Raw genomic sequence first — 26,583 nt, forward strand, 5'->3', positions numbered from 1 at the left:
TTTTTGACGCGCCTGCGCCGGGCGGCAGGACGGTTCAATCCTCCCGTCGCGACGGACGGGTAGCACACCCCATCGTGGAGCTCGGTCGACGGTCGAAGTAGTCCTTTCAAAGGAGCATCGGAATCCCAGGGCAGGCCGTGGAGCACCTACCGGAGAAAGGGGCGAAGCGTATTTGATCATCGCGAAGTTGGGTCACCATCGCGCGGAGCCCCGAACGTTTCCGTCACTGCTCCTGTTCAACCATCATCCCCGGTTCGGCGACGATCAGCTCGCCGGCGAAGTGAGGGCGTGCCTCGGCGTACACGTCGGCGGGGTCGTGCCACGGCGGGACGTGGGTGAGCACGAGGCGGCGTACGCCGGCCCGGCTCGCGTGCTCAGCGGCCTGGCGGCCGGACAGGTGGATGCCGGCGGGCAGGTCGTCGCGGTGCAGGTACGCGGCCTCGCAGAGCAGCGTGTCCGCCCCTCGGGCGAGGTCGACGAGTGCGTCGCACGGGCCGGTGTCGCCGGAGTAGACGAGGCTGCCGGACGGCCCGTCGAGGCGGATCGCGTACGCCTCGGTCGGGTGGTCGACCGCGGCGGTGCGGACGGTGAACGGGCCGACCTGCTGGGTCGGCCGCCAAGCGACGAAGTCGACGGCCCACGTCGGTACCTCGACGTCGTCGGGGCGATAGGCGGCATCCATGCGCTGCGGGGTGTGCGCGGGCGCGTACACCGGGATGCGGTCCCACGGCGCGGTCGGGCTGTGCCGCGCGGCCACGTTGTAGGCGCACAGGTCGAGGCAGTGGTCGGGATGGAGGTGGGACAACAGGATCGCGTCGAGACCGCGGGCGTCCATCGCACCCCACAGGGCGCCGAACGAGCCCGGGCCCATGTCGAGCACGACGGCGTGGTCGCCCTCGGTGACGAGGTAGGAACTGGCGGGGTTGCCGGGGCCCGAGGTGGAGCCGGAGCAGCCCAGGACGGTGAGCCTCATGCGACCACCTGCTCGACGTCGGCGACGAGGTTGCCGATGAGGCGGCGCCCGATGCCCTCGAACTTCTCGGGGTTGCCCGTGGTGAGGAACGTGTGCTTCGCGTCGCGCGGCTCGGCGTGGAGCAGGTCGAGCGAGGTGAGGCGGGCGTACGCAGCCTTGGCGCACTCGTCGGCCGAGCTCACCAGCGTGACCGTGTCGCCCAGCACGTAGGACAGGACGCCGGTGAGCAGCGGGTAGTGGGTGCATCCGAGGATGAGCGTGTCGACCTCCGACTCCTGCAGCGGCGCGAGGTAGCCGCGGGCGGCCTCCAGCAGCTCGGGGCCGCCCGTGATGCCCGCTTCGACGAACGGGACGAACCGCGGGCACGCCTGGGTGTGGAGCTGGATCTGGGGCGCGGCGAAGAACGCGTCATCGTAGGAGCGCGACGTCGCCGTCGCGGCGGTGCAGATCACGCCGACCTTCCCCGTGCGCGTGGCCGAGACCGCCCGTCGAGCGGCCGGCAGGATCACGTCGACCACTGGCACGTCGTAGCGCTCGCGCGCATCGCGCAGGACCGCCGACGACGCCGAGTTGCAGGCGATGACGAGCGCCTTCACGCCACGGTCGACGAGCATGTCGAGGCACTCCAGCGCATATTCGCGCACCTCGGCGAGCTGTTTGTCGCCGTACGGAGAGCGCGCCGTGTCGCCCAGGTAGACCAGGTCCTCGTTCGGCAGCTGGTCGACGATGGCACGGGCCACGGTGAGCCCGCCGAAGCCGGAGTCGAAGACGCCGATGGGGGCGGAGGTCTGGAGATCGGTCACGGTGAGCCATTATCACTCACCGGTCCGACGAAGGCGTACGCTCAGCCGCCGCGCTGCTCCGAGCCGCGGCCCTGCTCGATGAGCGCGTCGAGGCCGAGCGCCGTGCCGAAGCCGTCGTGGCGCAGCGCCTCGATCCAGCCCTTTTCGATCTCGTCAACGGCGTGCGCGGCTGCCAGCACCTCGGCCGCGCAGTCGCGCGGGATGACGACGACGCCCGTGCGGTCGGCGCGGACGATGTCTCCGGGCTCGACGACGACACCGCCGCATGTGATCGGCACGTTGATCGCGCCCGGGCCGGCGATGGTCTGCTTGCCGGGGTTCGTGGCGCGCGCATAGAACGTGACGCCGGCCTGCTCCACGCCCAGGACGTCACGTACGGCACCGTCGACCACCGCACCGGCGACACCGTGGGCGGCGATCGTGCCCGCCCACACCTCGCCGACCAGCGCCGAGGCCGTGTGGCCCGACCCGTCGATGACGACGACGTCGCCCTCACTGACGCAGTCGGCGGACTTCAGCGGGAACAGCAGGTCGCCGGGGTTGGTCCAGCACGTGACCGCCGGACCGCACAGCTCGCCGTCACCGGCCTGGATGCGGATGCCCGGGTCCATGACACGTACGCGGGGGTCGCCGTCGGCGAGTTGACCGGTCTCGATCGCAGCGAGTCCGTCGATCACCCCGGGGTCGACCCGTTCGGGTGATTCGTCGATGGTCCAGGCATGGGGGTTGCGGCTCATGCGGGTGAGTATGACCATCCGCGCCCCGCCGTGGTGGGCGTCTCAGATCCGGGCAGACCTCGAGATGCCCACGGTGGGGACACGGCGGGAGGGACAGCACGGGAGACGATGCGGGTCTTCGTGGTCCCTGACGCGCCGTGCGGCGGATCCGTCGTCGCCGAGCTAACGGCGTACGCGGAGCTGGACCAGCACCGGGCCGCGACGCGCGGCCGAGGGCCGGGGCGAGCCGCATCCGGGCGCGCCCTCGACGGCGGACGCGCAGGTGCCACAGCCGCCGGACGGGCACCCACTCGACAGCTCGGACGTCTCGAGGCGGCCCATGCGCACGAGGTGGTCGATGCCCGCGCGGACGGCCGACGGCTCCATCGTGCAGCGGCGGGCGATGTCGTCGACCGACGTGGCGCCGTCCTCGATGGCGGCGAGGACCTGGCTGAGCGGGCCGCTCACCAGAACAACCTGCCGATCTGGAACACGGCCACGGCGGCCAGCCATGCGACGGCGAGCTGCAGGCCGACACCGAACAGGGTCCAGCGCCAGCCGATCTCACGCCGCTGGGCGGCGAGCGTCGCGACACAGGGGGTGTAGGCGAGCAGGAAGACCATGAATGCCAGCACGGCCGGCAGCGGGTGCCCACCCGAGGACTGAACGAACGCATCGATGATCCGCTCGCCCAGCTGGCCGACCTCGCCCTCGGCGGGCTCGGCGACCGCGTACGTCTGGGCCCACGACGAGATCACCGCCTCCTTGGCGACGAACCCGACGACCAGCGCGGACGCGGTCTGCCACTGGCCAAAGCCGGCGGGGGCGAAGACCGGGGCGATGGCATGGGCGGCGACCCCGTACGCGGAGTCCTCCACGGGCGCCTCGCCGAAGCCGGCGCCGGCGGTGGTCGGGATCGACTGCAGGAGCCACACGACGCAGACGGTGGCGACGATGATGCCCGAGGCGGTCTGCAGGAACCCGCGCAGACGCTGCCAGGTCACGGCAGCGGTCAGCCGCAGCGTGGGCACCTGGTACGGCGGCAGGTCGATGACCAGCGGCTCGCGACCCATGGTGCGCCACAGCGTGCCGCGCAGGAGCAGGCCGATGCCGACGACGAACAGGATCGACACGAGATACATGGCGAACACGACCGTGCCGGCGCGCGAGCCGAAGAAGGTCGTGCCGAGCATGACATAGACCGTCAACCGGGCCGAGCACGAGGTGAACGGCACGAGCAGCACCGTCATGAGGCGTTGGCGCGCCGAGGGCAGGATGCGGGTCGCGGCGATGGCGGGCACGTTGCAGCCGAAGCCGACGATGAGCGGCAGGAAGGCGCGCCCGGGAAGGCCGATGGACCGCATCAGTCGGTCGGTCACGACGGCCGCGCGGGCCATGTAGCCGGAATCCTCGAGGATCGCCAGCAGGGTGAACATCAGCGTCATCAGCGGCACGAACGTCAGCAGCATGCCGACACCGGCGATCAGTCCGTCGACGAGCAGCCCCTTGACCCAGCTGTCCCCCAGCCCGACCGCGGTCAGCGCGGCGGTCGCACCTTGGCTGATGGGTCCGCTGAACAGCCCGTCCAGCCAGTCCTGCAGCGGGGCGGCGACGGTGGTGGTGACCTGGAAGACGGCCCACATCACGAGGAGGAACAGCAGCGGACCGACCACCGGCGCGGTCACCCAGCGGTCGATGCGCTCCGACCAGTTCTGACGGGCGGCGCCGTCGGCGGCGAGCCCGCGACCGGCGGCAGCCCCGAGGAACGCGAACCGCTCGTCCTCGACGTCGAGCTCGTCGGCGTCGGCGGCCAGGCCCGTCTCACGGGCCGCGGGAACGGGTTCGTCGAGCTGGGCCAGCACGGTCTCGGCCAGCACGTCGAGGCCCTGGCGGCGACGCGGGTCCACGACGACGACCGGGCAGCCGAGCTGCTCGGCCAGCGCGTACGTGTCGACCGCGAGTCCGCGGCGGCGGGCGACGTCGACCATGGTGAGGGCGACGACGACGCGGACGGCGTGCTCGCGGATCTGGCTGACGATGTAGAGCGAGCGCTCCAGGTTGGCGGTGTCGGCGGCGACGACCACGACGTCGGGAACCTCCCCCTCGGGCACGTCCACCAGCAGCGCGCGCGTCAGTGCCTCGTCGGGCGACATGGGGTCGAGCGAGTACGCACCGGGCAGGTCGATGAGCGTGGCCGGGGTGGTCCCGTGGGCGCCGGGGACCTTCCAGACGCCGCGGGAGACCTCGACGGTCGTTCCGGGCCAGTTGCCCATCGTGACCTTCGCGCCGGTGAGCGCGTTGAACAGGGTGGACTTGCCGACGTTCGGTGCACCGACCAGGGCGACGACCGGAGCACCCGTCCCCGCGCCGACGCTTCCACCTGCCGAGTGGCAGCTGGGGACGGCGCCGAGGACCTCAGACATCGACGACCTCGATCCCGGCGAGGACCTCGCGGTCGAGCGCGATGCGGGAGCCGGCGACAGTGACGACGCGCCCTCCCCCGGCCGTGCGGTGGCCGACGGTGACGAGCACGCCCGGGCGTACGCCGAGCGCGGCCAGACGGCGGACGAGGCGTGTCTCGCCATCGACCCGCGCGATGGTCGCGCAGGTGGCGGTGGCCAGAGTGGTGAGCGCCACCGTGCGCTCCGCCTCGATCGTTCTCATGAACGACCACTGTACGCCGGGGGCTTAGGTTAGCCTACCCTTGTGGGACCATCAAAGATGTGAGTCCAGACACTCGGCCGGGACCCGGATGTGCGGTCAGTCCTCGACCGCATCGTCGTCGTCGAGGCTCGTCAGCTCGATGATGACCATCTGGAGATCGGCGAGGAAGGCCATCAGGTAGGCACCCATCGCCCGCGGATCGGTCTCGGGAACCATGTCGAGCGCCTCCATCGACTCCTCGTCGTCGATGCCGAGACGGGACGCGATGACCAGGCGCATGGCGTTGGTCGTCTTGAGCCACGCCGTCACCTCGGCGACGGGGATGAGGACGGGCGGGTGGCCCGAGGCCAGCGCGGACCGCACGACCTCGGCGTCGGAGAGCTTGCGGCGACGACCCTCCCCCGCGGTGAAGCGACGGTGGTCGGACGCCGACTGCGGGTCGTGGGGGTAAGGGTTCGGGAAGAGGCGCTGCAGCGCCGGGTCCTCGGGCACCTCCGGCTCGTCCGGCGATTCCGACAGGTCGGCCTCCCACATCGCGAACGGGTCGTCGGACTCCGGGTGGGGGTCGGGCCCCGGCACCCCGTCCCCCACCAGCTCGATGAGCTGTTCGGTCAGCGACAGGAGGATCCTGATGTTGTCCTGCGTCAGGTACAAAGAGGCGACCTGGCCGTCGAACTCGAAGCGTGCCACTATCACTCCGCCCGATCGAGGGTCGCCCAGAGCCCGAACTCGTGCATCGCGTTGCAGTCGCGCTCCATCTCCTCGCGGCTGCCCGTCGACACCACGGCCTTCCCCTCGTGGTGGACCTGCAGCATGAGCCGCTCGGCCTTCGCCCTCGGGTAGTTGAAATAGCTGGTGAAAACGTGCGTCACGTAGACCTGGGTGTTGACCGGGTCGTCCCAGACGATGGTGACCCACGGGGTCTGGGCCTGCGCCTGCTCGGCGGGGCGCTCGGCGACGGCGGCTCCCCCCGAGGCACCCGCTGGCCCGAACGGCGCGGCGCTGGCGACGGGGCGACAGAACACGGCGGACATGGCCCCCATCTTGGCATCCTCTACGCTCGTCGTGTGACCACCACCGCACACAGGCCCACGACGGCCCTGCTGACCGACCACTACGAGCTGACCATGGTGCGCGCCGCCATGCAGTCCGGAACGGCGTTCCGGCACAGCGTGTTCGAGCTCTTCCCCCGCCGCCTGCCCGAGGGACGCCGCTACGGTGTGGTCGCCGGCGTCGGGCGCGCCCTGGACGCGATCGAGGACTTCCGCTTCGACGACGAGACCGTCACGTTCCTGCGCGAGCACGACATCGTCGACGACGAGCTGGCCCAGTGGCTGTCCACCTACCGCTTCTCGGGCAACATCTGGGGCTACCGCGAGGGCGAGATCTACTTCCCAGGATCGCCCCTGCTGGTCGTCGAGGGCTCGTTCGCCGAGGCGTGCCTCCTCGAGACGGTCCTACTGTCCATCTACAACCACGACTCGGCGATCGCCTCGGCCGCTTCGCGCATGACCGCGATGGCCCAGGGTCGCCCGTGCATCGAGATGGGGTCGCGGCGTACGCAGGAGGCCTCGGCCGTCGCCGCCGCGCGCGCCGCGTACATCGCCGGGTTCGGCTCGACCTCGAACCTGGAGGCCGGCTTCCGCTACGGTGTGCCCACCGCCGGCACCGCCGCCCACTCCTTCACCCTCCTCCACGAGTCGGAGGAGGAGGCGTTCGCCGCCCAGCTGAAGACCCTCGGCGAGAGGACGACGCTGCTGGTCGACACCTACGACGTCGAGAACGCCGTACGCACCGGCGTACGCCTCACCGACGGCAGGCTCGGGGCCATCCGCCTCGACTCCGGCGAGCTCGCGGTCGTGGCCAAGGACGTCCGCAAGCTGCTCGACTCGCTCGGCGCCAAGGACACCCGCATCATCGTGACCTCCGACCTCGACGAGTGGCAGATCGCCATGCTCGCCGCGGCACCGGTCGACGGCTACGGCGTCGGCACCTCCCTCGTCACCGGCTCCGGCCACCCGACGTGCGGCTTCGTCTACAAGCTCGTCGCGCGCGCCGAGAACAGCGACAAGGACGCCCCCATGGTCCCGGTCGCCAAGAAGGCCACCAACAAGGTCTCTATCGGCGGACGCAAGTTCGCGCTGCGACGCCTCAACGACCGCGGCATCGCCGAGGCCGAGGTCATCGGCGTCGGCAAGCAGCCGGAGGGCGACTGGAACGACCGCCCGCTGCTCGAACAACTCGTCGCCGACGGCGAGATCGTCGGCCGCGAAGACCTTGCGGCCGCGCGCGAGCGCCACACGAAGGCGCGCGCCGAGCTTCCGCTGGCCGCGCTGAAGATGTCGAAGGGCGAGGCCGCCATCGACACCATCTACCTCGAGGTCGACGGCGATGAGAAGCACAACCCGTACGCCCAGACCTCCGGCCCCGCCCCCAGCATCTCCGGCGGCGCCCCCAGGGGGAACTGATGAACCAGACGCTGAACATCCCCGCCGACCAGGGCGGCGACGATCTCGACACCCTGCGCGAGCCCGGCGTACGCGCCCTCGTCGTGGTCGACGTCCAGAACGACTTCTGCGAGGGCGGCTCGCTGGCCGTGACCGGCGGCGCCGAGGTCGCGACGAAGATCTCCGAGCTCCTCGCCGGCGACCACGGCTACGACCACGTCGTCGCCACCCGCGACCACCACATCGACCCCGGCGCACACTTCTCCGACACGCCCGACTTCGTCGACTCGTGGCCCCCGCACTGCGTGGTCGGCACACCCGGTGTCGAGCTCCACCCGAACCTCGTCTCCGACGGGTTCGAGGCGGTCTTCGACAAGGGTGAGTACGCAGCCGCCTACTCCGGCTTCGAGGGCGCGGCCGACGGCGTGCGCCTGGCCGACTGGCTGCGCGACCACGGCGTCGAGGAGGTCGACGTGTGCGGCATCGCCACCGACTACTGCGTGAAGGCCACCGCGCTCGACGCCGCCCGCGAGGGCTTCGTCACCACGGTCCTCATGCCCCTGTCCGCCGCTATCCGCCCCGAGGACCACGACTCCCTCGTCGCCGAGCTCGCCCAGGGCGGCGTCGCCCACGGATAACAGGCCGGCTCGCGCAGGACGCGGAGTCCTCAGCGCAGGCGTCACTCCCATGCGCTACCATCGAACGCGTGATCGAATTGCAGACCTCGTTGTTCGACGTGACCGGGCCGGCGTACGCCGAGCTCGCGCCCGAGCGCACCGAGCTGGGCACGGGCGCATGGGTCGACCACCAGCCACTGTGGCTCTCGGGCTCCGACGAGCTGTTCCACTCGCTGGTCGACCGCGTGCCCTGGCACGCTGAGCGGCGGCAGATGTACGACCGTGAGGTGGCGGTGCCGCGGCTCACGAAGTTCTACGGCACTGGTGAGCCGCTGCCCCACCCCATGCTCGACACCGCCCGCGAGATGTTGTCGCGCTACTACGCACACGAGCTGGGCGAGCCCTTCACCAGCGCGGGACTGTGCCTCTACCGCGACGGCGACGACTCGGTGGCGTGGCACGGCGACACCATCGGGCGGTCGAAGACCGAGGACACCATGGTGGCGATCCTGTCGGTCGGGGCGGCGCGCACCCTCTCGCTGCGCCCGCGTGGCGGCCGCATCACCCATCGTTTCGCCCTCGGCCATGGCGACCTGGTCGTCATGGGCGGCTCGTGCCAGCGAACGTGGGAGCACGCGATCCTCAAGACCACGCGCCCGGTCGGCCCGCGCATCTCGATCCAGTTCCGCCCCCGCGGCGTGCGGTGACCGCCCAGTCATCTGACCCATGGTCACAGCACCGCCTGCCGCGGTCGCCGGGCCGCGCGGCGTACACGCGCTTGCGCTGACCGACCGCACCCCTCACGTCGGCCCGCCCGGGTTCCCCGGGCGGGCCGTCCGTCTCCGGGCTATCGTGCGGGCCATGACCCTCCCCCGCAGCACCTGTGCCGCCCAGCAGGTCGACGCCCGCGGCGTCGACGACCTCGTCCGCGCGGCCGGCGACTTCGGTGTCGAGCTCCACGAGCTCGTCGTGGTACGACACGGCCACGTCGTCGCCGAGGCCGCGTGGTCGCCGTGGCGCCCTGACGTGCGCCAGATCGTCCACTCGGTGTCGAAGTCCGCGACGGCGAGTGGGAGGGGCGGCGCGTGCTCCCGCCCGGCTGGGTCGCCCAGATGACCCGCGCGCACATCCCGACCGACTACCGCGAGAACCCGCACAGCGCCAACGGCTACGGCTTCCAGGTGTGGCGAGGGCTCGAGGGGTTCCGCCTCGACGGCGCCGGCGGCCAGTACGTGCTCGTGATGCCCGAGCGCGACGCCGTCGTCGCGATCACCGCGGGCCACGCCCCCACGCAGATCATCCTCGACCTCGTCCACAATCTGCTGGTGCCCGCGCTGGGCCGCGAGAGCGCCGGTGGGCCGACGACGCTCGAGGGGCTGGAGGTGCCGATAGTCGCGGGCGGCGCACCCACCCGCGAGGTGGCGTACGCGGGGGTCCCCCGCGTGGTCGACCGCTCGGTGGCGGGCATCCCGTGGCAGTACCCGACGGTCCGCGACCCACGCCTGGCCGACGGCACGCTGACGTTCGCCTCCGACGACGGGCCCGTCGAGATCGGGTGCGGCGCCGCGACCTGGCAGGAGTCGGTGGTCGCGTTCGGCGACGCCGGTGAGGTACGCGTGGCCGCGCGCGCCGTCGAGGCCGCCGACCAGCTGGTGGTCGACCTCGCGTTCATCGAGACCCCGTTCCGGCTGACGCTGCGCTTGCGTGCCGACGGCGACGCCATCCAGACCTGGAACACCGCGATCGTCCATAGCGATGGGTTCTCGGGCCTGGGCGCGTCCGCGCGTACGGCCCACCGCTGAACGGGGTCAGGCGCCCGCGTACGAGCCGACGCTCCACTGGTTGCCCTCGTGGTCGGCGACGGTGCATGAACGGCCGCCGTACGGCTGGTCCTCGGGTGCCTCGACCGATCGCGCGCCGGCCTGGGTCACGCGGTCGTACGCGTCGTCGACCTCCGCGTCGGTCTCCACGACGAGGTAGCACTTCGCCCGGCCGACCATGTCGGCGCTCGCGTGCGGGTTGTCGTCGCGGACCGAGCCGAACATGACGCCGCCGGTGTCGCGCCACCGGTATTCGGCGTGGGCGACCTTCAGCGGGTCGGAGCCGTCGGGGACGACGAGGACGCGGGTGAACCCGAGCGCCTCGAGGAAGCCCATGCCCTGGTCGGCGTCGGCGTAGGTGAGCGAGTGGAACAGCTGCGGTTTCGTCATGGCACCAGCCTCACCGACCGAGACTCCCGTCGTCTTGAAGAATTGGGAAGACATCGTGGGCCCGGCTCGGCGGGCGCCCGCCGAGCTCGCCGAACTCGCGGCTGAGGTGGGACTGGTCGGAATATCCGGCCCGGACCGCCACGTCGGCGAGCGGCACGCCGGCCGCCACGAAGCGCTGCGCCCGGGCATACCGGCCCAGGCGTACGACCTGCTTGGGGTTCACGCCGAGCTCGGCGCGTACGCGTGAACCCAGGTGGCGCCGCGACCAGCCGACGGCACGGGCGACGTCCTCGACGCCGTCGCCGCCCAACAGCAGGCGCCAGGCGTGCGCGACGTCGGCCGGAACGCCTGGTCGCGTGGCGTCCAGGCGGCGCAGGAGCATGTCCTCGAGACGGGCCAGCCGAGCGGCCCAGCCGTCGATGGCGGCCAGCGCGGCGTGCTCGGCGTCGCTGATGCCGGTCGGCGCGTCGCCGAGGTCGACGGTGTCGTGGGCGACCGCGCCGGCGGGCAGGCCGAACAGCTCACGGCAGCCGCGCGGGGTGACGGCGAGCTGGATGCCGCGCTGGACGCCGTGCGTGCGGACCAGCGCCGGACGCAGGTGCAGCCCGGACAGGCTCGCCCAGCGGCGCGTCGTGACCCCCTCGGCGAGCCAGCCGACGTCGAGCGGCTCGTCAAAGGCGACGATCATGGTCGCTGTCGGCGACGGCACGCCGAGGTGGACCGCCCGCGGGTCGAGCAGCAGGTCGTAGGCCACCATGGGTCCCGCCAGCAGGCCCCGCAGCGCCGGGTGGACCGGGCGGATCGCGCCGTTCATGGGGGCAGCGTACGCGGCGCTCAGTCGCCCAGCGCGAGGACGCCGCGAGCGGAGGCCAGCACGGCCTCGTCGACCTCGGGCGGGATGTCGCCACCGATCCAGGGGCGGATGAGCCCGTAGGGGCCGAGCTGGCAGGCCAGCCCGACGAGGGTGAGGCGGCGCTCGGTGACCTCGCCCCAGCGCTGGGCGACGAGCTCGCGCAGCCGCGCGTACACCTTGTCGTTGATGGTGGCGAGCTCGTCGTGCATCGACAGCTCGAGCGCGAGGAGGTCCTGCAGGCGATACAGCGTCATGACCTTGGCGTCGGCCGGGTGGTCGCGGCAGAACCGTGGGATGCAGACGGCGGCGCGCTCGAGGGCGACCTGCGGGTCGGGGTGGTCGCACGCGGCCAGCAGGGCCTCGTGGAAGCGGTTGATCGCGCGCACCCACAGCGCGGCGAAGAGCTCGTCGCGCGATCCGAAGCGGTGATAGATCGACCCGACGGGGGCGCCGGTGAACTCGGAGACGTGGGCGATCGTCGCCTCGCGCCAGTGCTCCAGGACCGCCGCGCCCGCGCCGTCGAGGATCGTCTCGACGCTGAACTTGGGGGGCCTCGCCATGGCTCCAACCTATCCGCTAGTTTTAGAGCATGACAACTAGAACGTCATCCCTAAAACGTCGCCGTCTCGCTTCTGCGCTCCCCGGGGCACAGTTCTCCGAGCACCACCACCGGATCGTCGACGCCCCCGTCGACGCCTGCTGGGACGCGCTCCACAGCGTCCGCTGGAGCGACCTCACCTTCACCCGCCCACTGTTCGGCGTACGGGCGTTCGGCCGCACCAAGGGGACTCCGCTCGACCTCGACCGCCGCCTCGTCGAGCCGCCGAGCCCCGGCGCACCGATCCACCAGGACCCGCCCCACTACTCGACCAGCGCCACGGTCGGGAAGCCCTGGACGCCCACCGGCGTCCACGTCGACGTCCACGACCTCGATGAGGTCGCCGCGTACGCCGAGCCCGGCTGGCTGAAGTACGGCATGGACTGGACCTTCACCGACCTCGGCGACGGCCGGACCCTGGTGGAGACCGCAACGCTGTGCGAGGCGACCGATCGCGGGGCCCGCACCCGGTTCCGGGCCTACTGGACGATCATCCGACCGTTCTCCGGGCTCATCCGCATCGACATCCTCGCCGCGCTCGCGCGGCGGGCCGAGCACCGATGAACCCCGCACCCCAGCGGTGGGCCAGGGCCGCCGCGTACGCCGCGTTCGCCGCCACCCTCCCATCGGCGGTCTGGCGCCTGCTCATGGTCGCCGGACTGATCCCCGGCGCAGAGGCCCTGCGGCAGGAGACGCTCCACCCCACCGACGGCTCGGCCACGTCGGGCGCGACCGCCGTCGCGTACGTCGTGGCCCTGAGCGTCGTGCAGGTCGTCACCGGCTTCCTCGCCGTGGGCCTGGTCAGGCCGTGGGGCGAGCGACTGGCCGGCGTACGCATCCCACGATGGTTCCCCGTGCTCGCAGGGGGCCTGGGCGCGGCGGCCGTGACCTACCTGTTCACCTGGAACCTGACCCACCAGATCGTGGCCGGCGTGCACGACCGCATCCCGCTGGGCGCGTTCGCGAAGGCCACCGAGCTGGCCTGCTACGTGCCGATCCTCGCGTGGGGGCCGCTGCTCGCGGTCGCCGTCGTCGGATATGCGCTCAGGACCGCGCGACGCGGCCCATCAGCGCGCTGAGCGAACGGGCGCGCTCGCTGGCGAACACGTCCTCCAGCCACATCAGCGTGCCGTCGGGCCCGGCCAGCGGCACCCGCCAGTTCGGGTATTCGTTCGACGTGCCCGGCTGGTTCTGCGTACGCCGGTCGCCGACCGCGTCGACGAGCGCGAGGTTCAGCATGCGCGACGGCGTACGCAGCAGGAAGGCGTGCAGCGCCTCGACCACGCGCGTGTTGGGCGCGTCGACCGACTCGAGCAGCCCGAGCTCGACCAAGAACTGCAGCCACTGGCGCCGGTCGGCCTCGTCGCGGGCGAGCTCGTCGGCGAGGTCGTCTGCCAGCAGCCCTAGACGGTGGCGCAGCTCGACGTGCACGCCGTCGAGGTAGCCCGCGGTCGGCGGCAGGTCGTGGGTCGTCACCGAGGCCAGGCACATCTCGCGCCACTGGTCGGGACGCAGCGGCTGACCGCCCGGGACGTCCCAGTCCTGCTCGAACCACAGGATCGACGTGCCGAGGATGCCGCGCATCGTCAGGTAGTCACGCACCCACGGCTCGACCGTGCCGAGGTCTTCGCCGACGACCAGCGCGCCCGCCCTCTGGGCCTCCAGCGCCAGCACGCCGATCATCGCGCGGTGGTCGTAGCGCACGTAGGTGCCCTCGGTCGGCTTCATGCCCTCCGGCACCCACCACAGGCGGAACAGGCCGATGATGTGGTCGACGCGCACGCCGCCCGAGTGCCGCAGGATCGTGCGCACCATGTCGCGGAACGGCGCGTACGCCAGCTCGGGCAGCCGGTCGGGACGCAGCGGCGGCTGGCCCCAGTCCTGGCCGAGCTGGGTGAACTGGTCCGGCGGGGCGCCCACGTGGACGCCGCGGGCGAACGCGCTGCCGAGCGACCAGCCGTCGGAGCCGCGCGGGTTCACGCCGACGGCGAGGTCGTGGACGATACCGAGTGCCATGCCGGAGGCCTGGGCGGCGGTCTGGGCGCCGCGGAGCTGGTCGTCGAGGCACCACTGCAGCCAGCGGTGGAAGTCGACCTCGTCGGCGTTCTCGTCGCGGAAGCGCGCCACCGCGGGCGCGGCCGGGGTCTGGTAGTCGTCGGGCCACTGCGTCCAGTCGGCGCCGAGCGCGGCGGTGAGCGCCGCCCACGTGGCGTGGTTGAGCAGGCCCTCGCCCGCCCCCTCGCAGTAGGCGCCGAAGGCGATTTCGCGGCCCGGGCTGCGCGGCACCGCGTACAGGGCGCGCAGCGCGCGTTGCTTCAGCGTCCAGGACGCGTTGCGGTCGATGAAGTCGACGGCGTCGAGCTGGCCGTGGGCCTGGTCGGCGAGCTGGTCGATCAGGTGGCGGACGGGGGCGGGGGCCGACGCGTACTCCTCGATGCGCTCGACGCGGAGGTACAGCGGGTTGAAGAAGCGACGTGTCGTCGGCAGGTAGGGCGACGGCTCCATGGGCGCGTCGGGCTCGGCGGCGTGCATGGGGTTGACCAGCACGTAGTCGGCGCCGTGCTCGGCGGCCGACCAGACGGCCAGGTCGCGCAGGTCGGTCAGGTCACCCACACCCCACGAGTCGTGGGAGCGCACCGAGTAGAGCTGGGCGGCCAGACCCCAGATGCGGCGATCGCCCATGCCGTCGGGGAAGCCCAGGAAGTGGGGGGTCACGATCAGCGTCGACGTGTGCTCCACCCCGGCGACCTCGGCCACGAGGTGGTGGTAGCCCAGCGGCAGGCCGGCCGGCAGCTGGAAGCTCGCCTCACCGACCATCACCCCGTCGACCTCGCGGTCGGGCTCCCAGTTGTCGACCTGGACCGCGTCGTGGCGTACGCCGTCCTCGGTGACGACGTGGACGCGTACGCCCTCGCCGGCCGGGACGTGCACGACGAACTCGGGCTCCTCGGTGTCGTCGCACACGACGCAGGGCGGCAGGACGCGGCGCCACGGTGCCGTCCGGCGGTCGTCGAGGGCGGCGCGGGCGGCCTCGGGGCTGGAGGCGTCGACGTCGAGCGCCGCCAGCACGGCGACGAGGGACTCGGTCGACACGTGGGTCGTGCGGCCCTTCCAGTCGACGAACTCGGTGGCGATGTCGAAGGCGTGGGCGAGCTCGACGAGCTCGGGGGACGGTGCGGTCACGAGACGGTCCGTTCGGCGCGGGTGCGGGCTGGCGTCAGCACCCTATCCGGCGTCCGCCCCCGACGGTAACCCGACGGCGGCAGTGGGATCGGTCGTGTCTGCGGGCTCCGCGGGGACGGGCGGCCGCGACGCGGTGGCGGCCACGGCGATGCCGACGCACGCCACGCCCACGAACAGGGGTACGCCGAGCAGGCGGTCGCCCAGGGCCGTGAACCCCTTGACGTCGACCGTGCCGTCCTGAGTGCGCACCAGCGCGACGTAGGCGAGCACGATCGCGCCGAAGAGGGCGTTCGCGAGGTAGAGCAGCACGCGGGAGGCGTGGGGGAAGGCCCGCGTCCCCTTCCGCGCGAACTGGCCGCCCTCGGTCAGGACGGTCCAGAGCAGGCCGAGGAACAGCGCGATCGGCGCCGAGATCGCCGCCACCAGGCCCGCCGGCTCGGACAAGAGCTGGCGCAGGGGGTGCAGGAGCACGACGAGGAGTACGCCGAGGGCGGCCGTCCACGCGGCGGGCACCTGCCACCGGGCCACGGCGACGGCGAGCGCGGCGGCGGCCAGCCACACGCCGGCGACCCCCGCGTCGAGGTCGACCAGCCAACGGCCGCCCGTGAGCATCCCCGACGTCGCGACGCCCGTGACGACGGCGAAGGCCGCCAGCACGGACGCCGTCAGCGCGTCCCCGCGCCGGGCGGCCCGCCAGGCAAGCAGGAGCCCCGCCGTCACGGCCGCGAGCCGGATCACGACGACGGCGGTCGTCGACCCGAGCCACCCCACCACGGGCCACCCCCCGCCCCCGGCCATCCTCGCCGCGGTCTCGCCCGCGGCGGCGACGTGGAGGGGCACGGCGTTGGCGACCAGCAGGACCGCGAAGCCCCACGCCAGTCCTCCCCAGCGCGCGGTCGGGTCGGCGGGGCGTGGTGCGGGCCCGCCGCCTGGTCGAAGCCGCAGCAGCAGCGCGGTGAGGGCGGCCACCACGGCCAGGACCGCGGCCGTGTGCACCCAGGCCTGCGTACGCCAGCCCCAGTCGCCGCCGAGCACGCCGCTGACCGCGCGCCACGCCACCAGGGCCCCGGCGACGAGGGCGAGCAGGCGGACCAGCACCATCCGGCCGTGCTCGGCGAAGCGTTCGGCGAGCCGTCCGGCCACCGCGATCGGCACCTCGGTGAACGCGTGGCCCACCATGAGCAGGGCCGGCATCGCGAGCACGAACAGGCTCGACAGCAGGAGGCCGAGCGTGGCGCCGCGCAGGTCGAGGCCGAGGGCCGACCCCGGCGCGCCGGGCGCGAGCACCACCAGCGACTCGAGTGCGAGGGCCACGGCGAACTCCGCGGGGGCGAAGCGCCGCCCGACCCGGGCGACGGCGAGCCCCCAGACCCCGACCAGCCCGACGGCCCCCAGGGCCAGGCCGACCCCGGTGGTCCGCCCGGCGACGAACGTGATCAGGGTCGACGTGAGCAGGACCAGCCCCGGCCAGCGCGCGGCGTGGTGGACGTGCAGGAGCGCGGTCGTCGCCAGCGCGAGGGCGAGGGTGGTCGCCCACAGCAGCCCGGTGATCGACCAGGCCCCGAGGAACGCGCCGGCGCTGACCTGCACGCTTGGGTCCACCCGCCGGATCAGGGGCGCGGCGAAGATGGCGAGTCCGACGAGGGCGTACGCCGCCAGCGCGACGACGCCGATCGTGCGCACACCGGCGGGCCACTCCCGCGGGCGCGGCGCCCCCCGGCGGATGGGATCGACCAGGGCGAGGGTGAGGGCTTCGGCGAGGATCCTGCCGACCAGGGGTCGGGTGGGGTTGGGGGGAAGGGTGCGGTTGGTCACTGCGCCCCCCAGTCGGTCAGGTCGGAGGCGGCGTCCGCGACCAGCACCCCGCCCGGGGTGGGCACCACCCAGACGTCGTGGACGACGCGCGGACGATCCGGCCACCGGCCGACCACGCGCCCGTCGGCGCCCACGCGGACGGCCTCGTCCGCGCCGAGGAGCAGCAGGTCGTGCCCGTCGGTGCCCGAGCCGCGCGACGGGACCGCCACCTCCCAGCGGCGCGTGCCGGTGGCGGGGTCGTAGGCGGTGGCGCGCTCGTCGTCGACGCACACCGCGACGTCGTCCAGCGCATGCACCTGCCGGCAGGGAGCGCCTCGAGCCGCGCCCCAGGCGACGCGGCCGTCCGCGTCGAGGGCGACCAGCCGGCCCTCGCCGGTCGACAGCACGACACGATCCCCGGCGACCGCCGCCAGCGCGCGGGCCCGGCCGGGCGTCCGTGCCTGCCAGGCGGTCCGGCCGGACCGGTCGAGCGCCACGACGTCGGACTCCCCCGCGACGACCACGCGCCCCGCCGCCACGACCGGGGCCAGCGCACCGCCCGCCGGCGCCTTGCCGCGCCACAGCTCCCGACCCGTCGCCAGGTCGTGGGCCACGGCCCGGCCGTCGAGGGTCGACGAGACGACCACACCGGGCCAGCCGCCGACCGGGCTGGCGTTTGCGATGTCGTCGGTGCGCGCCGACCAGAGCCAGCGTCCGGACACGTCGTAGGCGACGAGGCGTCGCTGGCTGGTCGCGACCAGCACGACCCCGTCGACCACGGCGAGCGCGGTGGGCGTGCCCCCGGGGTGGCGCCGCCACAGGATGCGCCACTCGCCCTCGTACTTCAGCAGGAGCTGCACGTTGCGGCTGAGCGAGTTCACGATGGCGACTCCGGGGCCGGCCGGGGCGGGGGCGAACGGTACCTGGAGGGTGACGGGCATCAGTCCGTTGTGGACCTGGCGGGGCGTCGGCGCCAGCGCGCCCGGCCAGCGCGGCGGTTCGGCGGGCTGGGTCGTGACGGGCTGGGTCGTGACGGGCTGGATCGTGACGGGCTGGATCGTGACGGGGACCCCGCTGGTCGACGGCGCCTCGGGACGCGGGGTCGCGGCGCCGCGGGCGACCAGCCCCCGACCCCGGCAGCGCGTCTCGCGCGAGGTCGCGGTGTCGGCGCCCCGGGTCTCCTCGATCACGGCCTGCAGGCAGCCCCGCCCCAGCGGTGAGGGCTCCAGGCGGCCGACGCGCCGGAAGGGCGCCTCGGCACCGTCGCGCCGGGTGGTGCCCGTCGAGGTCCACGAGACGCCCGCCAGGGCGCGAGCCGGCCAGGACACCGCACCCGGCACGTACCGCGTGCCGACCCCCTCCTCGACGACTGCCTCGACCACCAGCCCCTCGTTGGTCCGGCGAGCGAGCTCGAGCCGCTCCTGCACACCGGTGCGCTCGGCCTGCAACACCCAGGCCTGGTGGGGGGCGGCGACCAGCGGCGCGTACAGCTCGGCGAAGGGCACGGCGTCGCTGCCGATCGCTCCACCGGTCGCGCGGGTCACCTCGAGGATCGTGGGTTCCTCGCCCGACGCGGTCACCTCGTGGTGGCCGTCGGGTCCGACCCAAGCGTCGAGCGGGCCGAGGTCGGCCCCCGCGGGCGGTCGCGCGCCCAGCGTGGCGACCAGCGAGACGGCAACGGCACCCGCCACGAGGGAGGTGTCGACCCAGCGCGGACGGGCTGGGGTGCGGGTCGGGGCGACGCGGTGACTCACGCCACAGAGGGTACGGACGGCCCGGGTCAGCTGGGCGGGCCGTGCCGCTGGCCGGTGAGCCGGCGCTCCCTCAGCGGCTGCGGACCACCTGGGTCTTCACGATCTTGTCGTGCAGCGACTGCTTGTCGCGGTCCCACAGCGGGAACAGCACGTCGACGAGCTGGACGACGCCCAGCTGGTTGAAGACCTGGTAGACCAGCGGCCGGACGATCGACACGGTCCACGGCAGGCCGCCGGTGTGGCGACCGAGGCCGGCGGGGACGACCCTGAGCCCGCACGCCATCTTGCCGAGCGTCGCGCCACGGAACCGGAGCATGAGGGCGTGGTAGACCACGAACAGCAGGGCGTTGATGGCCAGCATCCAGTAGTACTCGGGCACCATCAGCGTCGATATGAGCTGTTGGTAGTCGATGGGTCCCCCGCCGCTGAGCCCGGTCTGGAGCTCGGCCATCATCGCGGTCGTGGCGGCGCTGACCTTGGCGCTGAAGCCGGTCACGGCGCCGACCACCTCGCCGACGACCGAGACGACGAACGAGTCGATGACCATGGCCAGGACGCGGAACCACCAGCCGGCCAGGGGCATGCCGTCGGCCGTGGCGGGCACCGCTCGCCCGTACGCCTGGGCCGGCCACTGGCCCTGGCCCTGCCACGGGGGTTGCTGCTGGCCCTGCCACGAGCCCTGCTGCGGGTTCTGCCACTGGGGTTGCTGCGGGGCCTGCTGGAACGGCTGACCCCCGGGCCGGCCGGGCCCGGCGTACGTCCCCGTGCCGGGCTGGGGCGCGACGGCGCCCTCGAGGGGCCGCGTCTGGCGCATCCAGTTCCAGCCGTCCCAGTAGCGCTCCTGGCCGGCCTTCGCGGGGTCGGCGTACCACCCGGCGGGGGCCGCGTGTCGGCCGGGCGGGGCCGGCGGACTGCCTACGGGGATCTCGTCGCTCACACCGCCAGCATGCCACGCAGCGGCGCCAGCCACTGCCCGTGCGGGGCCGTGCGGGCCACGGGTTGACCGTCGACCGAGAGCACGAAGCTCGGCGGGCCGCCCCACGGCGGGACGCGGTCGCGTACGCCCGGCACGACCCGCTCGCCCTCGTTCGCGACCCAGCGCACGTCGAGGCCGCCGACAAGGTCGGCGAAGCGGCGCCGGTCGTCGCGGGAGAAGTACGCGAGCACCGCCGAGTGGAACACCACCACGGTCGCGTCCCGAGGGGCCCGTCCGACGACCTCGGCCAGGTGGTCGAGCGCGTCGCCCGCCACCCGCTCCACCGGTACGCCGGCCGCGGCGCCCAGGCAGTCGGCCAGCCGCTGCTCGCGCTCGGTCTCGCCCGGCCACACGAGGGCCCGCAGCCAGGCCGCGTCGTCGGCGTCGGCCGGGTCGAGGGGGTTGAGGTCGATGCCGGCGCGCCAGACCACCTCGGGCATCGTCGCCGGCAGCGGCAGATCCTCGTCGTCGACGTCGCACGCCAGCAGCGGCGCCCCCGCGTCGCCGAGGCGGTCGACGACCCCGTCGGGGCGGCGCCACGCGTACGCGTACCGGTCGGGCACGAGGCACAGGCCCGCCGACATGCCGACCTCGACCAGCGCGAGCCGCTCCCCCACCCCCGCGAGGTACGGCAGGAGGGTGGCGCAGCGGCCGGGCTCGTTGGTCTGGGTGGCGTGGGTGAGCACGACCCCCTCGACGTCGGGCCAGTGCCGCTCGACCCACGCGAGGTGGTCGGTGCCCGGCTCGAGCGGGGCACCGAGCATCTTGGCCGCGCCGAGGAAGAGGTTGGGCTGGCGCTTCATGCCCGGCAGCCCGTGCAGGCGCTCGCGCAGCGGCTCGGCCGCGGCGTCGGCGGCGATCCAGCGGCACAGCCGCTCCCAGGTCGGCGACGAGGCGGCGGTCTCGTCGGCGAACCAGGCGTACAGGTCGACGATCGAGGCGTCGGCGTAGAAGTGGGCGCCCTTCATCGCAGGAGTTCCTGGAGGATCCGCGCGAACCGGGCCCCGATCTCGGCGTGGGTCGCGGGCCCGGGGTGGAGCCGGTCGGGCAGGGGGTGGGTGGCAGCGTCGTCGGGGCCGTAGAGGTCCAACCCGCTGATCAGGTGGAGGTGGGGGTCGTCGCGCTGGGCGACGACCTCGGCCAGCACCTCGCGGACGACCTCGAGGGTCAGCGCTCCCCCGGCCACCGCGGCCGGGTCACCGGTCGTGGTGAACGCCATCTCGCCGCGGGCGAACGCCTCGGGGTCGAAGGCACCGGGGCCGGGCGTGGTCTCGTGCAGCGGACACCAGATGGGCGTGACGAGCAGCAACGGGACGTCGGGATGACCGTCCCGGACCGCGTCCAGGAAGCCGTGGACGGCCGGGCCGAACGCACGGCGTCGCATGAGGTCGGAGTTGACGACGTTGATGCCGAGCTTGGCGCTGATCACGTCGGCCGGCAGGGCGCCGATGGTGCGGGGGACGAACGGGTCGAGCAGCGCCGAGCCGCCGAACCCGAGGTTCGTCACGTCGACACCGGCCGCGCGGGCCGCCAGCGCCACCCACGTCGTCGTGGGGGTCGTGGCGTTCGAGCCGTGGCTGATCGAGCTGCCGTGGTGGACCCAGCGAGGCCGGTCGTCGGGCACCGGCGCGATCGGCCCGTCCGCGGTCAGCGAGCGGAGCTCGGTGGCCTCGTTCCACGGCAGCCACAGCTCGACGCGGTGCTCGGCCCCGTCGAGGTCGACGACGACCGGTTCGGGCCCGCGCGCGTCGACCTCCGGGTGGCCCGTGGTCACGTCGACGACCGTCGTGGTGCCGGCGAACAGCTCGCGGCTCCCGTACGCCTCGCCGTCGACGACGATGTCGACGGCCCCCGCCGCGCGCGGGGCGAGGCCGGCGTACTGCAGCCGCGAACGGTCCACGACCAGCTCGACACGGCGGGCGGTGGTGACCATCTCGACGCGTACACCGGAGGTCTCCGCGACGACGCGCTGCAGCTGGGGGTCGGGGCAGCGGCGGCGGGCCCACTCCGGCAGGCGCCAGGGCTTCAGCCCACCCCCGGGGGCCGGGGCGAGCTCCACGGCGCCGTGGACGAGTGGGGCGAGGTCGACGGTCTCCACGGCCGTGACGCTACTCCCCACGGCGGTCCCGCCGCGACAAGCACGACGAGCCGGCCCGTGGTGGCGGACACGGGACCGGCTCGCACGTCTCAGGGGTGGGTGTGTCGGACGATCAGAAGTTGCCGCGGCGCTCCTGCTCGCGCTCGATGGCTTCGAACAGGGCCTTGAAGTTGCCCTTGCCGAAGCCGAGCGATCCGTGGCGCTCGATGAGCTCGAAGAAGACCGTCGGGCGGTCACCGGTCGGCTTGGTGAAGATCTGCAACAGGTAGCCGTCCTCGTCGCGGTCGACGAGGATGCCGCGGGCCTGCAGCTCCTCGATCGGCACGCGAACCTCGCCGATGCGCGCGCGCAGCTCGGGGTCCTCGTAGTAGGAGTCCGGCGTCGACAGGAACTCCACGCCCATGGCGCGCATGTGGTCGACCGACGCGATGATGTCGTTGGTCGCGAGCGCCAGGTGCTGCGGGCCGGGCCCGTCGTAGAACTCGAGGTATTCGTCGATCTGCGACTTCTTCTTGCCCAGCGCTGGCTCGTTGAGCGGGAATTTCACGCGGTGGTTGCCGCTGGCGACGACCTTCGACATGAGCGCCGAGTAGTCGGTGGCGATGTCGTCGCCGATGAACTCGGCCATGTTCGTGAAGCCCATGACCTTGTTGTAGAACTCGACCCACTCGTCCATCTTGCCGAGCTCGACGTTGCCGACGATGTGGTCGAGCGCCTGGAAGAAGCGCTTCGGCTGGCCCTCGCGCTTCTCGTACGTCGATGACATCTCGACGTAGCCGGGCAGGTAGACGCCGTCGTACCTCGAACGGTCGACCAGCGTGTGGACGGTGTCGCCGTAGGCCTTGATCGTGCCGAGGCGCACGGTGCCGTGCTCGTCGGAGAGGTCATGGGGCTCGACGACGACCTCGGCGCCCATCTTGCGGGCGTGCTCGATGCACTTGTCGACGTCCGGCACGGTGAGGGAGATGTCCATGACGCCGTCACCGTGCTTGCGGTGGCGGTCGTGCAGCGGCGAATCGGGCGAGACGCCGCCCTTGAGCACGAAGCGGATCGCGCCGGACTTCAGCACGTACGCCTTGTGGTCGCGTACGCCCTGCTCGGGGCCGACGTAGCCGATCAGCTCCATGCCGTACGCGGACTGGAAGTAGTGGGCGGACTGGGTGGCGTTGCCGCACACCCAGACCATGGCGTCCCAGCCGGTGACGGGGAACGGGTCGTTGTTTGCGTCGTACTCGACGAGGCCCACCAGTTGCTTGAGCTGGTCGAGGTTGAGCTCAGCGAGCTTCTCTTCATTGGTCAGCACGTCAGTCATGGCGCAGATCATGGAGTTCGGGCGACAAGGTGTGCAACACTCCCCTGGACCACTGGACATCTTGTCCAGATGTACGCCGGTTCACCCCGCCATGGGAGGCAATGTGATCACCGTCACTCTCGACGAGCTCGACCGCCGCCTGCTGGCCCTGTTCGAGGCGGAGCCGCGCATCGGCGTCCTCGAGGCGAGCCGCCGACTCAAGGTTGCCCGCGGCACGGTCCAGGCCCGCCTCGACCGGCTCCAGGCGCAGGGGGTCGTCGCGACGTGGGCACCGACCATCGCCCCGGCGGCGCTCGGCTACCGGGTGACCGCGTTCATCACCTGCGAGATCGACCAGGCCGTGCCCGTGGGCGACGTGATCACCCATCTGCGTGACGTGCCCGAGATTCTGGAGTGCTGGTCGGTCACCGGTTCGGGCGACATCTGGTGCCGCGCCGTCGCCCGCTCCAACGCCGACCTCCAGCGCGTCATCGACGCCATGTCGGCCCAGTCCGCGATCCGGCGTACGGCGACCGTCATCGCGCTCTCCGAGCAGATCCCCTACCGGACGGACGCGCTCGTCCAGCACGCCGAGCCGTGGGAGGCCCCGGAATAGGACACAATGTCCCCCATGGATCAGATCGGCCGCTACCGCATCGTGCGACGCCTCGGTGCGGGCACGTTCGCGACCGTGTGGCTGGGTGAGGACGACGAGCTCGACGTCACCGTCGCCGTCAAGGTCCTCGCCGAGAACTGGGCCGACAACGAGGACGTCCGCAGCCGGTTCATCGCCGAGGCTCGCCACATGCGTCGCATCCGCGACCCGCGCCTGGTCCGGGTCTACGACATCGGTGAGCTCGACGACGGCCGGCCCTACTTCGTCATGGACTACTGCGACTCGGGCTCCATGAGCGACCTGCGCGCCAACCCGATCGCCCCCGCGGCGACGCTGCGCCTGTGCTCCGACGCCTGCCTCGCGCTCGAGGCCATCCACCGCGCCAACGTCATCCACCGCGACGTCACTCCCGGCAACCTGCTGCTCGACCGTCGCGACGACGGCGCACTGATGGTCCAGCTGGCCGACCTGGGCGTGGCCAAGTCGATGCTCGAGGACCAGGGCCAGACGATGACGGCGGGCACGCCGGCCTTCATGGCCCCCGAGCAGGCCTCGGGCGCCCCCATGGACGCCCGCGCCGACGTGTACGCCATGGCCTGCGTCGTGTACGCGGTCCTCACCGGAAAACCCCCGTTCCAGGTCAAGACGCTCGGCGAGCTCATCTCAAGGGGCGCCGACGTGCTGCCGCAGCCGATCGCCCGCCGTGTGGGCGCACCCAAGCTCCTTGACGACCTGCTCGTCTCCGCGCTGTCGCTCGACCCGCGGCTGCGCCCCGCGTCCGCCGCGGAGTTCGCGCGTGTCCTCGACGAGATCGTCGACCAGATGCCACAGGACGAGGCCATGATCGCCACCCGCGCCCGGCCGCGTGAGGCGGGCGTGCTCCTGCCCCCGACGACGAGCTTCCCCGGCCCGGGCCAGGTGCCGCCGCCGTCGCCCCACACCCATCCCGGCTACACGACCCACTACCCGGGCCACGGCTCGCCGCAGTCGATCCCGCCCCAGCAGCTCTACGGTCCGCCGACGGGCCCCCATCCGATGTCGCCGATGACCCAGATGGCACCCCAGCAGCCGGCACAGAAGCGCTACTGGGGCTACAACTCCGCCGAGTGGCTGCTGATCTCGACGTGTGCGGTCGTGCTGTTCTGCGTGACCCTGTTCGTGGTGCTGAAGGTGCTCGGCTGAGCCACCCTCAGCTCTTGCGGGTGATCGCCCACTCGCGGATCAGGTCGATGCGCGCCTGCAGCTGGACCTCGTCGGCCGCGGCGCTCGGCGGCCCGCCGGTCGCGCCGCGCAGCTCGTTGTGGATCACGCCGTGGGGCTGGCCCGTGCGGTGGTGCCAGGCGCCGACGAGCGAGTTGAGCTCCTTGCGCAGCTCGCGCAGACGCTGGTGGGTCGACCGGGAGACGGCGCGTACCTCGGCCTCGCCACCCTTCGCCGACTCGCGGCTCATGTGCTCGTGCTGGCGGCGCTGGAGCAGGTCCTTGACCTGGTCGGGTTCGAGCAGGCCCGGCAGGCCCAGGTAGTCGGCCTCTTCCTCGGAGCCCGCCATCGCCTGCAGGCCGAACTCGGTGCCGTCGAACAGGACCTTGTCGAAGTCGGCCTCCGACGCGAGCGCCGTGAACGAGCCCTGCTCCTCCTCCAGCAGCTCCGAGGACGCCTGCTCCTCGCGGTTGGCCTGGGCGAGCAGCAGGTCCTCCTCGTTGTCGGCGCCGCCGCGGATCTTCAGCACGTGGTCTCGCTGGACCTCCATCTCGTTGGCGAAGCGCAGCAGCCCCGAGACCGACGGCACGAACACCGACGCCGTCTCGCCCTTGGCGCGGGCACGCACGAAGCGACCCACAGCCTGGGCGAAGAACAGCGGCGTCATGGTCGTGGTCGCGTACACCCCCACCGACAGGCGCGGCACGTCCACGCCCTCGGACACCATGCGCACCGCGACCATCCAGCGGTCGTCGGACTCGGAGAACTTCGTGATCTTCTTGCTCGAGCCCGGCTCGTCGGACAGCACGACGGTCGGCGTCCTGCCCGTGATCCGCTTGAGGTGGGCCGCGTACGCGCGTGCCTTCTCCTGGTCAGACGCGATCACCAGGCCACCGGCGTCGGGCACGTGGTTGCGCACCTCGCTGAGGCGCTTGTCGGCCGCTTGGAGAACCGCGGGGATCCACGCCCCCTCCGGGTCGAGGGCCGTACGCAGGGCCTGGGACTCCATGTCCTTGGTCAACGGGGTGCCGAGCCGGGCCGCGATCTCGTCGCCGGCTCGGGTCTTCCAGTGCATGTCACCGGAGTAGGCCAAGAACAGCACCGGGCGGACGATGCCGTCGGCCAGGGCCTCGCCATAGCCGTACGCGTAGTCGGACGCCGAACGCAGCCCCCCCTTCCCGTCGTCCTCGTAGCGCACGAACGGGATGGGGTTGGAGTCGGAGCGGAACGGCGTACCCGTCAGCATCAGACGCTTCGCGGCCGGGTCGAACGCCTCGCGCACCGACTCGCCCCATGAGAGCGCGTCTCCGGCGTGATGGACCTCGTCGAGAATCACCAGCGTCTTGTGTTGCTCGACGCGGATGCGCAGGGCCAACGGGTTGGTCGCCACGCCAGCGTACGTCAGCGCGTAGCCGTCGAACTCGCGCGACGTCTTGCCCTGCTTCGCGCCGAAGTTGGGGTCGATCGCGATGCCGACGCGGTGGGCGGCCTCGGCCCACTGGGTCTTCAGGTGTTCGGTCGGCGCGACGACGCAGATGCGGTCGATGCGGCGGCGGTTGAGCAGGTCGGCGGCCAGAGTGAGCGCGAACGAGGTCTTGCCGGCGCCGGGCGTGGCCACCGCCATGAAGTCGCGCGGGTCCTCGTCCCGGAACTTCTGGAGGGCGGCCGCCTGCCAGGCGCGCAGCGTCTTGACGGTGCCCCACGCGGCCTTCTGGGGGAACGCGGGTGACAGGCCCTTGGCGCGGAGATCGGGCACGTCTCCGCTGGAGAACAGGTCAGGCTCGGTCACT

At 72.5% G+C, this 26,583-nt stretch carries 28 protein-coding genes; 9 read left to right on the plus strand and 19 right to left on the minus strand.

Annotated elements, in window-relative coordinates; genetic code table 11:
* Positions 1-223: 223 nt before the first annotated feature.
* The 8 genes from ACYVGD_RS10775 to clpS all read right to left on the minus strand — a co-directional run bounded on the left by ACYVGD_RS10775 (position 224) and on the right by clpS (position 6,190).
* A complete protein-coding gene (locus ACYVGD_RS10775; protein WP_460743613.1) occupies positions 224-973 on the minus strand; it encodes an MBL fold metallo-hydrolase in 750 nt (249 codons plus the stop codon).
* The gene (murI, locus tag ACYVGD_RS10780; protein ID WP_460743614.1) at positions 970-1,776 is read right to left on the minus strand and encodes a glutamate racemase; all 807 of its coding nucleotides are present in this window, start codon (positions 1,774-1,776) and stop codon (positions 970-972) included. The genes ACYVGD_RS10775 and murI overlap by 4 nt, the downstream gene beginning before the upstream one ends.
* Positions 1,777-1,817: 41 nt before the next feature.
* Positions 1,818-2,513, minus strand: a complete 696-nt coding sequence (locus tag ACYVGD_RS10785) for an RraA family protein (protein WP_460743615.1) — start codon at positions 2,511-2,513, stop codon at positions 1,818-1,820.
* Between the two features lie 162 nt (positions 2,514-2,675).
* Complete coding sequence (locus ACYVGD_RS10790; RefSeq protein ID WP_460743616.1) at positions 2,676-2,960, minus strand: FeoC-like transcriptional regulator; 285 nt, start codon at positions 2,958-2,960, stop codon at positions 2,676-2,678.
* Entirely contained in the window at positions 2,957-4,915 is a 1,959-nt protein-coding gene (feoB, locus tag ACYVGD_RS10795; RefSeq protein WP_460743617.1) for a ferrous iron transport protein B, read from the minus strand. The genes ACYVGD_RS10790 and feoB overlap by 4 nt, the downstream gene beginning before the upstream one ends.
* A complete protein-coding gene (locus ACYVGD_RS10800; protein WP_460743618.1) occupies positions 4,908-5,156 on the minus strand; it encodes a FeoA family protein in 249 nt (82 codons plus the stop codon). Before ACYVGD_RS10800 ends, feoB begins: the two co-directional genes overlap by 8 nt.
* Positions 5,157-5,252: 96 nt before the next feature.
* Entirely contained in the window at positions 5,253-5,846 is a 594-nt protein-coding gene (locus tag ACYVGD_RS10805; RefSeq protein WP_460743619.1) for a DUF2017 family protein, read from the minus strand.
* Positions 5,847-5,848: 2 nt separating this feature from the next.
* Positions 5,849-6,190, minus strand: a complete 342-nt coding sequence (gene clpS / locus ACYVGD_RS10810) for an ATP-dependent Clp protease adapter ClpS (RefSeq protein WP_460743746.1) — start codon at positions 6,188-6,190, stop codon at positions 5,849-5,851.
* Between the two features lie 33 nt (positions 6,191-6,223).
* Here clpS and ACYVGD_RS10815 point away from each other — a divergent pair, with 33 nt between their 5' ends.
* The 5 genes from ACYVGD_RS10815 (at position 6,224) to ACYVGD_RS10835 (ending at position 10,022) form a co-directional block, all read left to right on the plus strand.
* The gene (locus tag ACYVGD_RS10815; RefSeq protein ID WP_460743620.1) at positions 6,224-7,624 is read left to right on the plus strand and encodes a nicotinate phosphoribosyltransferase; all 1,401 of its coding nucleotides are present in this window, start codon (positions 6,224-6,226) and stop codon (positions 7,622-7,624) included.
* Positions 7,624-8,241, plus strand: a complete 618-nt coding sequence (locus tag ACYVGD_RS10820; protein ID WP_460743621.1) for an isochorismatase family protein — start codon at positions 7,624-7,626, stop codon at positions 8,239-8,241. Before ACYVGD_RS10815 ends, ACYVGD_RS10820 begins: the two co-directional genes overlap by 1 nt.
* A gap of 68 nt (positions 8,242-8,309) precedes the next feature.
* Positions 8,310-8,927: an alpha-ketoglutarate-dependent dioxygenase AlkB gene (locus ACYVGD_RS10825; RefSeq protein ID WP_460743622.1), complete on the plus strand. Its 618-nt coding sequence runs from the start codon at positions 8,310-8,312 to the stop codon at positions 8,925-8,927.
* Positions 8,928-9,081: 154 nt separating this feature from the next.
* Entirely contained in the window at positions 9,082-9,336 is a 255-nt protein-coding gene (locus ACYVGD_RS10830; protein WP_460743623.1) for a hypothetical protein, read from the plus strand.
* The gene (locus ACYVGD_RS10835; RefSeq protein WP_460743624.1) at positions 9,306-10,022 is read left to right on the plus strand and encodes a hypothetical protein; all 717 of its coding nucleotides are present in this window, start codon (positions 9,306-9,308) and stop codon (positions 10,020-10,022) included. The genes ACYVGD_RS10830 and ACYVGD_RS10835 overlap by 31 nt, the downstream gene beginning before the upstream one ends.
* Positions 10,023-10,028: 6 nt before the next feature.
* Here the strand turns inward: ACYVGD_RS10835 and ACYVGD_RS10840 are convergent, their stop codons facing one another.
* The 3 genes from ACYVGD_RS10840 to ACYVGD_RS10850 are packed head-to-tail and all read right to left on the minus strand — an operon-like array spanning position 10,029 to position 11,843.
* Complete coding sequence (locus ACYVGD_RS10840) at positions 10,029-10,430, minus strand: VOC family protein (RefSeq protein ID WP_460743625.1); 402 nt, start codon at positions 10,428-10,430, stop codon at positions 10,029-10,031.
* Positions 10,431-10,440: 10 nt separating this feature from the next.
* Positions 10,441-11,244, minus strand: coding sequence for a helix-turn-helix domain-containing protein (locus tag ACYVGD_RS10845; RefSeq protein ID WP_460743626.1), 804 nt, complete (start codon positions 11,242-11,244; stop codon positions 10,441-10,443).
* A gap of 20 nt (positions 11,245-11,264) precedes the next feature.
* Complete coding sequence (locus ACYVGD_RS10850) at positions 11,265-11,843, minus strand: TetR/AcrR family transcriptional regulator (protein WP_460743627.1); 579 nt, start codon at positions 11,841-11,843, stop codon at positions 11,265-11,267.
* A gap of 29 nt (positions 11,844-11,872) precedes the next feature.
* Here ACYVGD_RS10850 and ACYVGD_RS10855 point away from each other — a divergent pair, with 29 nt between their 5' ends.
* Together ACYVGD_RS10855 and ACYVGD_RS10860 are read left to right on the plus strand one after the other, a co-directional pair.
* Positions 11,873-12,445, plus strand: a complete 573-nt coding sequence (locus ACYVGD_RS10855; protein WP_460743629.1) for a hypothetical protein — start codon at positions 11,873-11,875, stop codon at positions 12,443-12,445.
* Complete coding sequence (locus tag ACYVGD_RS10860) at positions 12,442-12,960, plus strand: hypothetical protein (RefSeq protein ID WP_460743630.1); 519 nt, start codon at positions 12,442-12,444, stop codon at positions 12,958-12,960. Before ACYVGD_RS10855 ends, ACYVGD_RS10860 begins: the two co-directional genes overlap by 4 nt.
* Here ACYVGD_RS10860 and malQ read toward each other — a convergent pair.
* The 7 genes from malQ to hppD form a co-directional block, all read right to left on the minus strand.
* Positions 12,926-15,064: a 4-alpha-glucanotransferase gene (gene malQ, locus ACYVGD_RS10865; RefSeq protein ID WP_460743631.1), complete on the minus strand. Its 2,139-nt coding sequence runs from the start codon at positions 15,062-15,064 to the stop codon at positions 12,926-12,928. The genes ACYVGD_RS10860 and malQ overlap by 35 nt on opposite strands.
* Before the next feature lie 42 nt (positions 15,065-15,106).
* The gene (locus tag ACYVGD_RS10870; protein WP_460743632.1) at positions 15,107-16,879 is read right to left on the minus strand and encodes a hypothetical protein; all 1,773 of its coding nucleotides are present in this window, start codon (positions 16,877-16,879) and stop codon (positions 15,107-15,109) included.
* Positions 16,876-18,612 (minus strand): outer membrane protein assembly factor BamB family protein, encoded by a 1,737-nt coding sequence (locus ACYVGD_RS10875; protein ID WP_460743633.1) that lies wholly within the window; start codon positions 18,610-18,612, stop codon positions 16,876-16,878. The genes ACYVGD_RS10870 and ACYVGD_RS10875 overlap by 4 nt, the downstream gene beginning before the upstream one ends.
* Positions 18,613-18,682: 70 nt before the next feature.
* Positions 18,683-19,549 carry an RDD family protein gene (locus tag ACYVGD_RS10880; RefSeq protein WP_460743634.1) on the minus strand — a complete coding sequence of 289 codons (867 nt, stop codon included), beginning with the start codon at positions 19,547-19,549 and terminating at the stop codon, positions 18,683-18,685.
* Positions 19,546-20,556: a DUF2332 family protein gene (locus ACYVGD_RS10885; protein WP_460743635.1), complete on the minus strand. Its 1,011-nt coding sequence runs from the start codon at positions 20,554-20,556 to the stop codon at positions 19,546-19,548. Before ACYVGD_RS10885 ends, ACYVGD_RS10880 begins: the two co-directional genes overlap by 4 nt.
* Positions 20,553-21,686, minus strand: a complete 1,134-nt coding sequence (locus ACYVGD_RS10890; protein WP_460743636.1) for a GDSL-type esterase/lipase family protein — start codon at positions 21,684-21,686, stop codon at positions 20,553-20,555. Before ACYVGD_RS10890 ends, ACYVGD_RS10885 begins: the two co-directional genes overlap by 4 nt.
* A 112-nt stretch (positions 21,687-21,798) precedes the next feature.
* Complete coding sequence (hppD, locus tag ACYVGD_RS10895; RefSeq protein WP_460743637.1) at positions 21,799-22,998, minus strand: 4-hydroxyphenylpyruvate dioxygenase; 1,200 nt, start codon at positions 22,996-22,998, stop codon at positions 21,799-21,801.
* 103 nt (positions 22,999-23,101) lie between these two features.
* Between hppD and ACYVGD_RS10900 the strand changes: the two genes are divergently transcribed.
* Together ACYVGD_RS10900 and ACYVGD_RS10905 are read left to right on the plus strand one after the other, a co-directional pair.
* Positions 23,102-23,593, plus strand: a complete 492-nt coding sequence (locus ACYVGD_RS10900; protein ID WP_460743638.1) for an Lrp/AsnC family transcriptional regulator — start codon at positions 23,102-23,104, stop codon at positions 23,591-23,593.
* Between the two features lie 15 nt (positions 23,594-23,608).
* Entirely contained in the window at positions 23,609-24,775 is a 1,167-nt protein-coding gene (locus ACYVGD_RS10905; protein ID WP_460743639.1) for a serine/threonine-protein kinase, read from the plus strand.
* Between the two features lie 7 nt (positions 24,776-24,782).
* Here the strand turns inward: ACYVGD_RS10905 and ACYVGD_RS10910 are convergent, their stop codons facing one another.
* Complete coding sequence (locus ACYVGD_RS10910) at positions 24,783-26,582, minus strand: DEAD/DEAH box helicase (RefSeq protein ID WP_460743640.1); 1,800 nt, start codon at positions 26,580-26,582, stop codon at positions 24,783-24,785.
* Position 26,583: the final 1 nt, after the last annotated feature.

The organism is Mariniluteicoccus endophyticus (assembly GCF_054780035.1).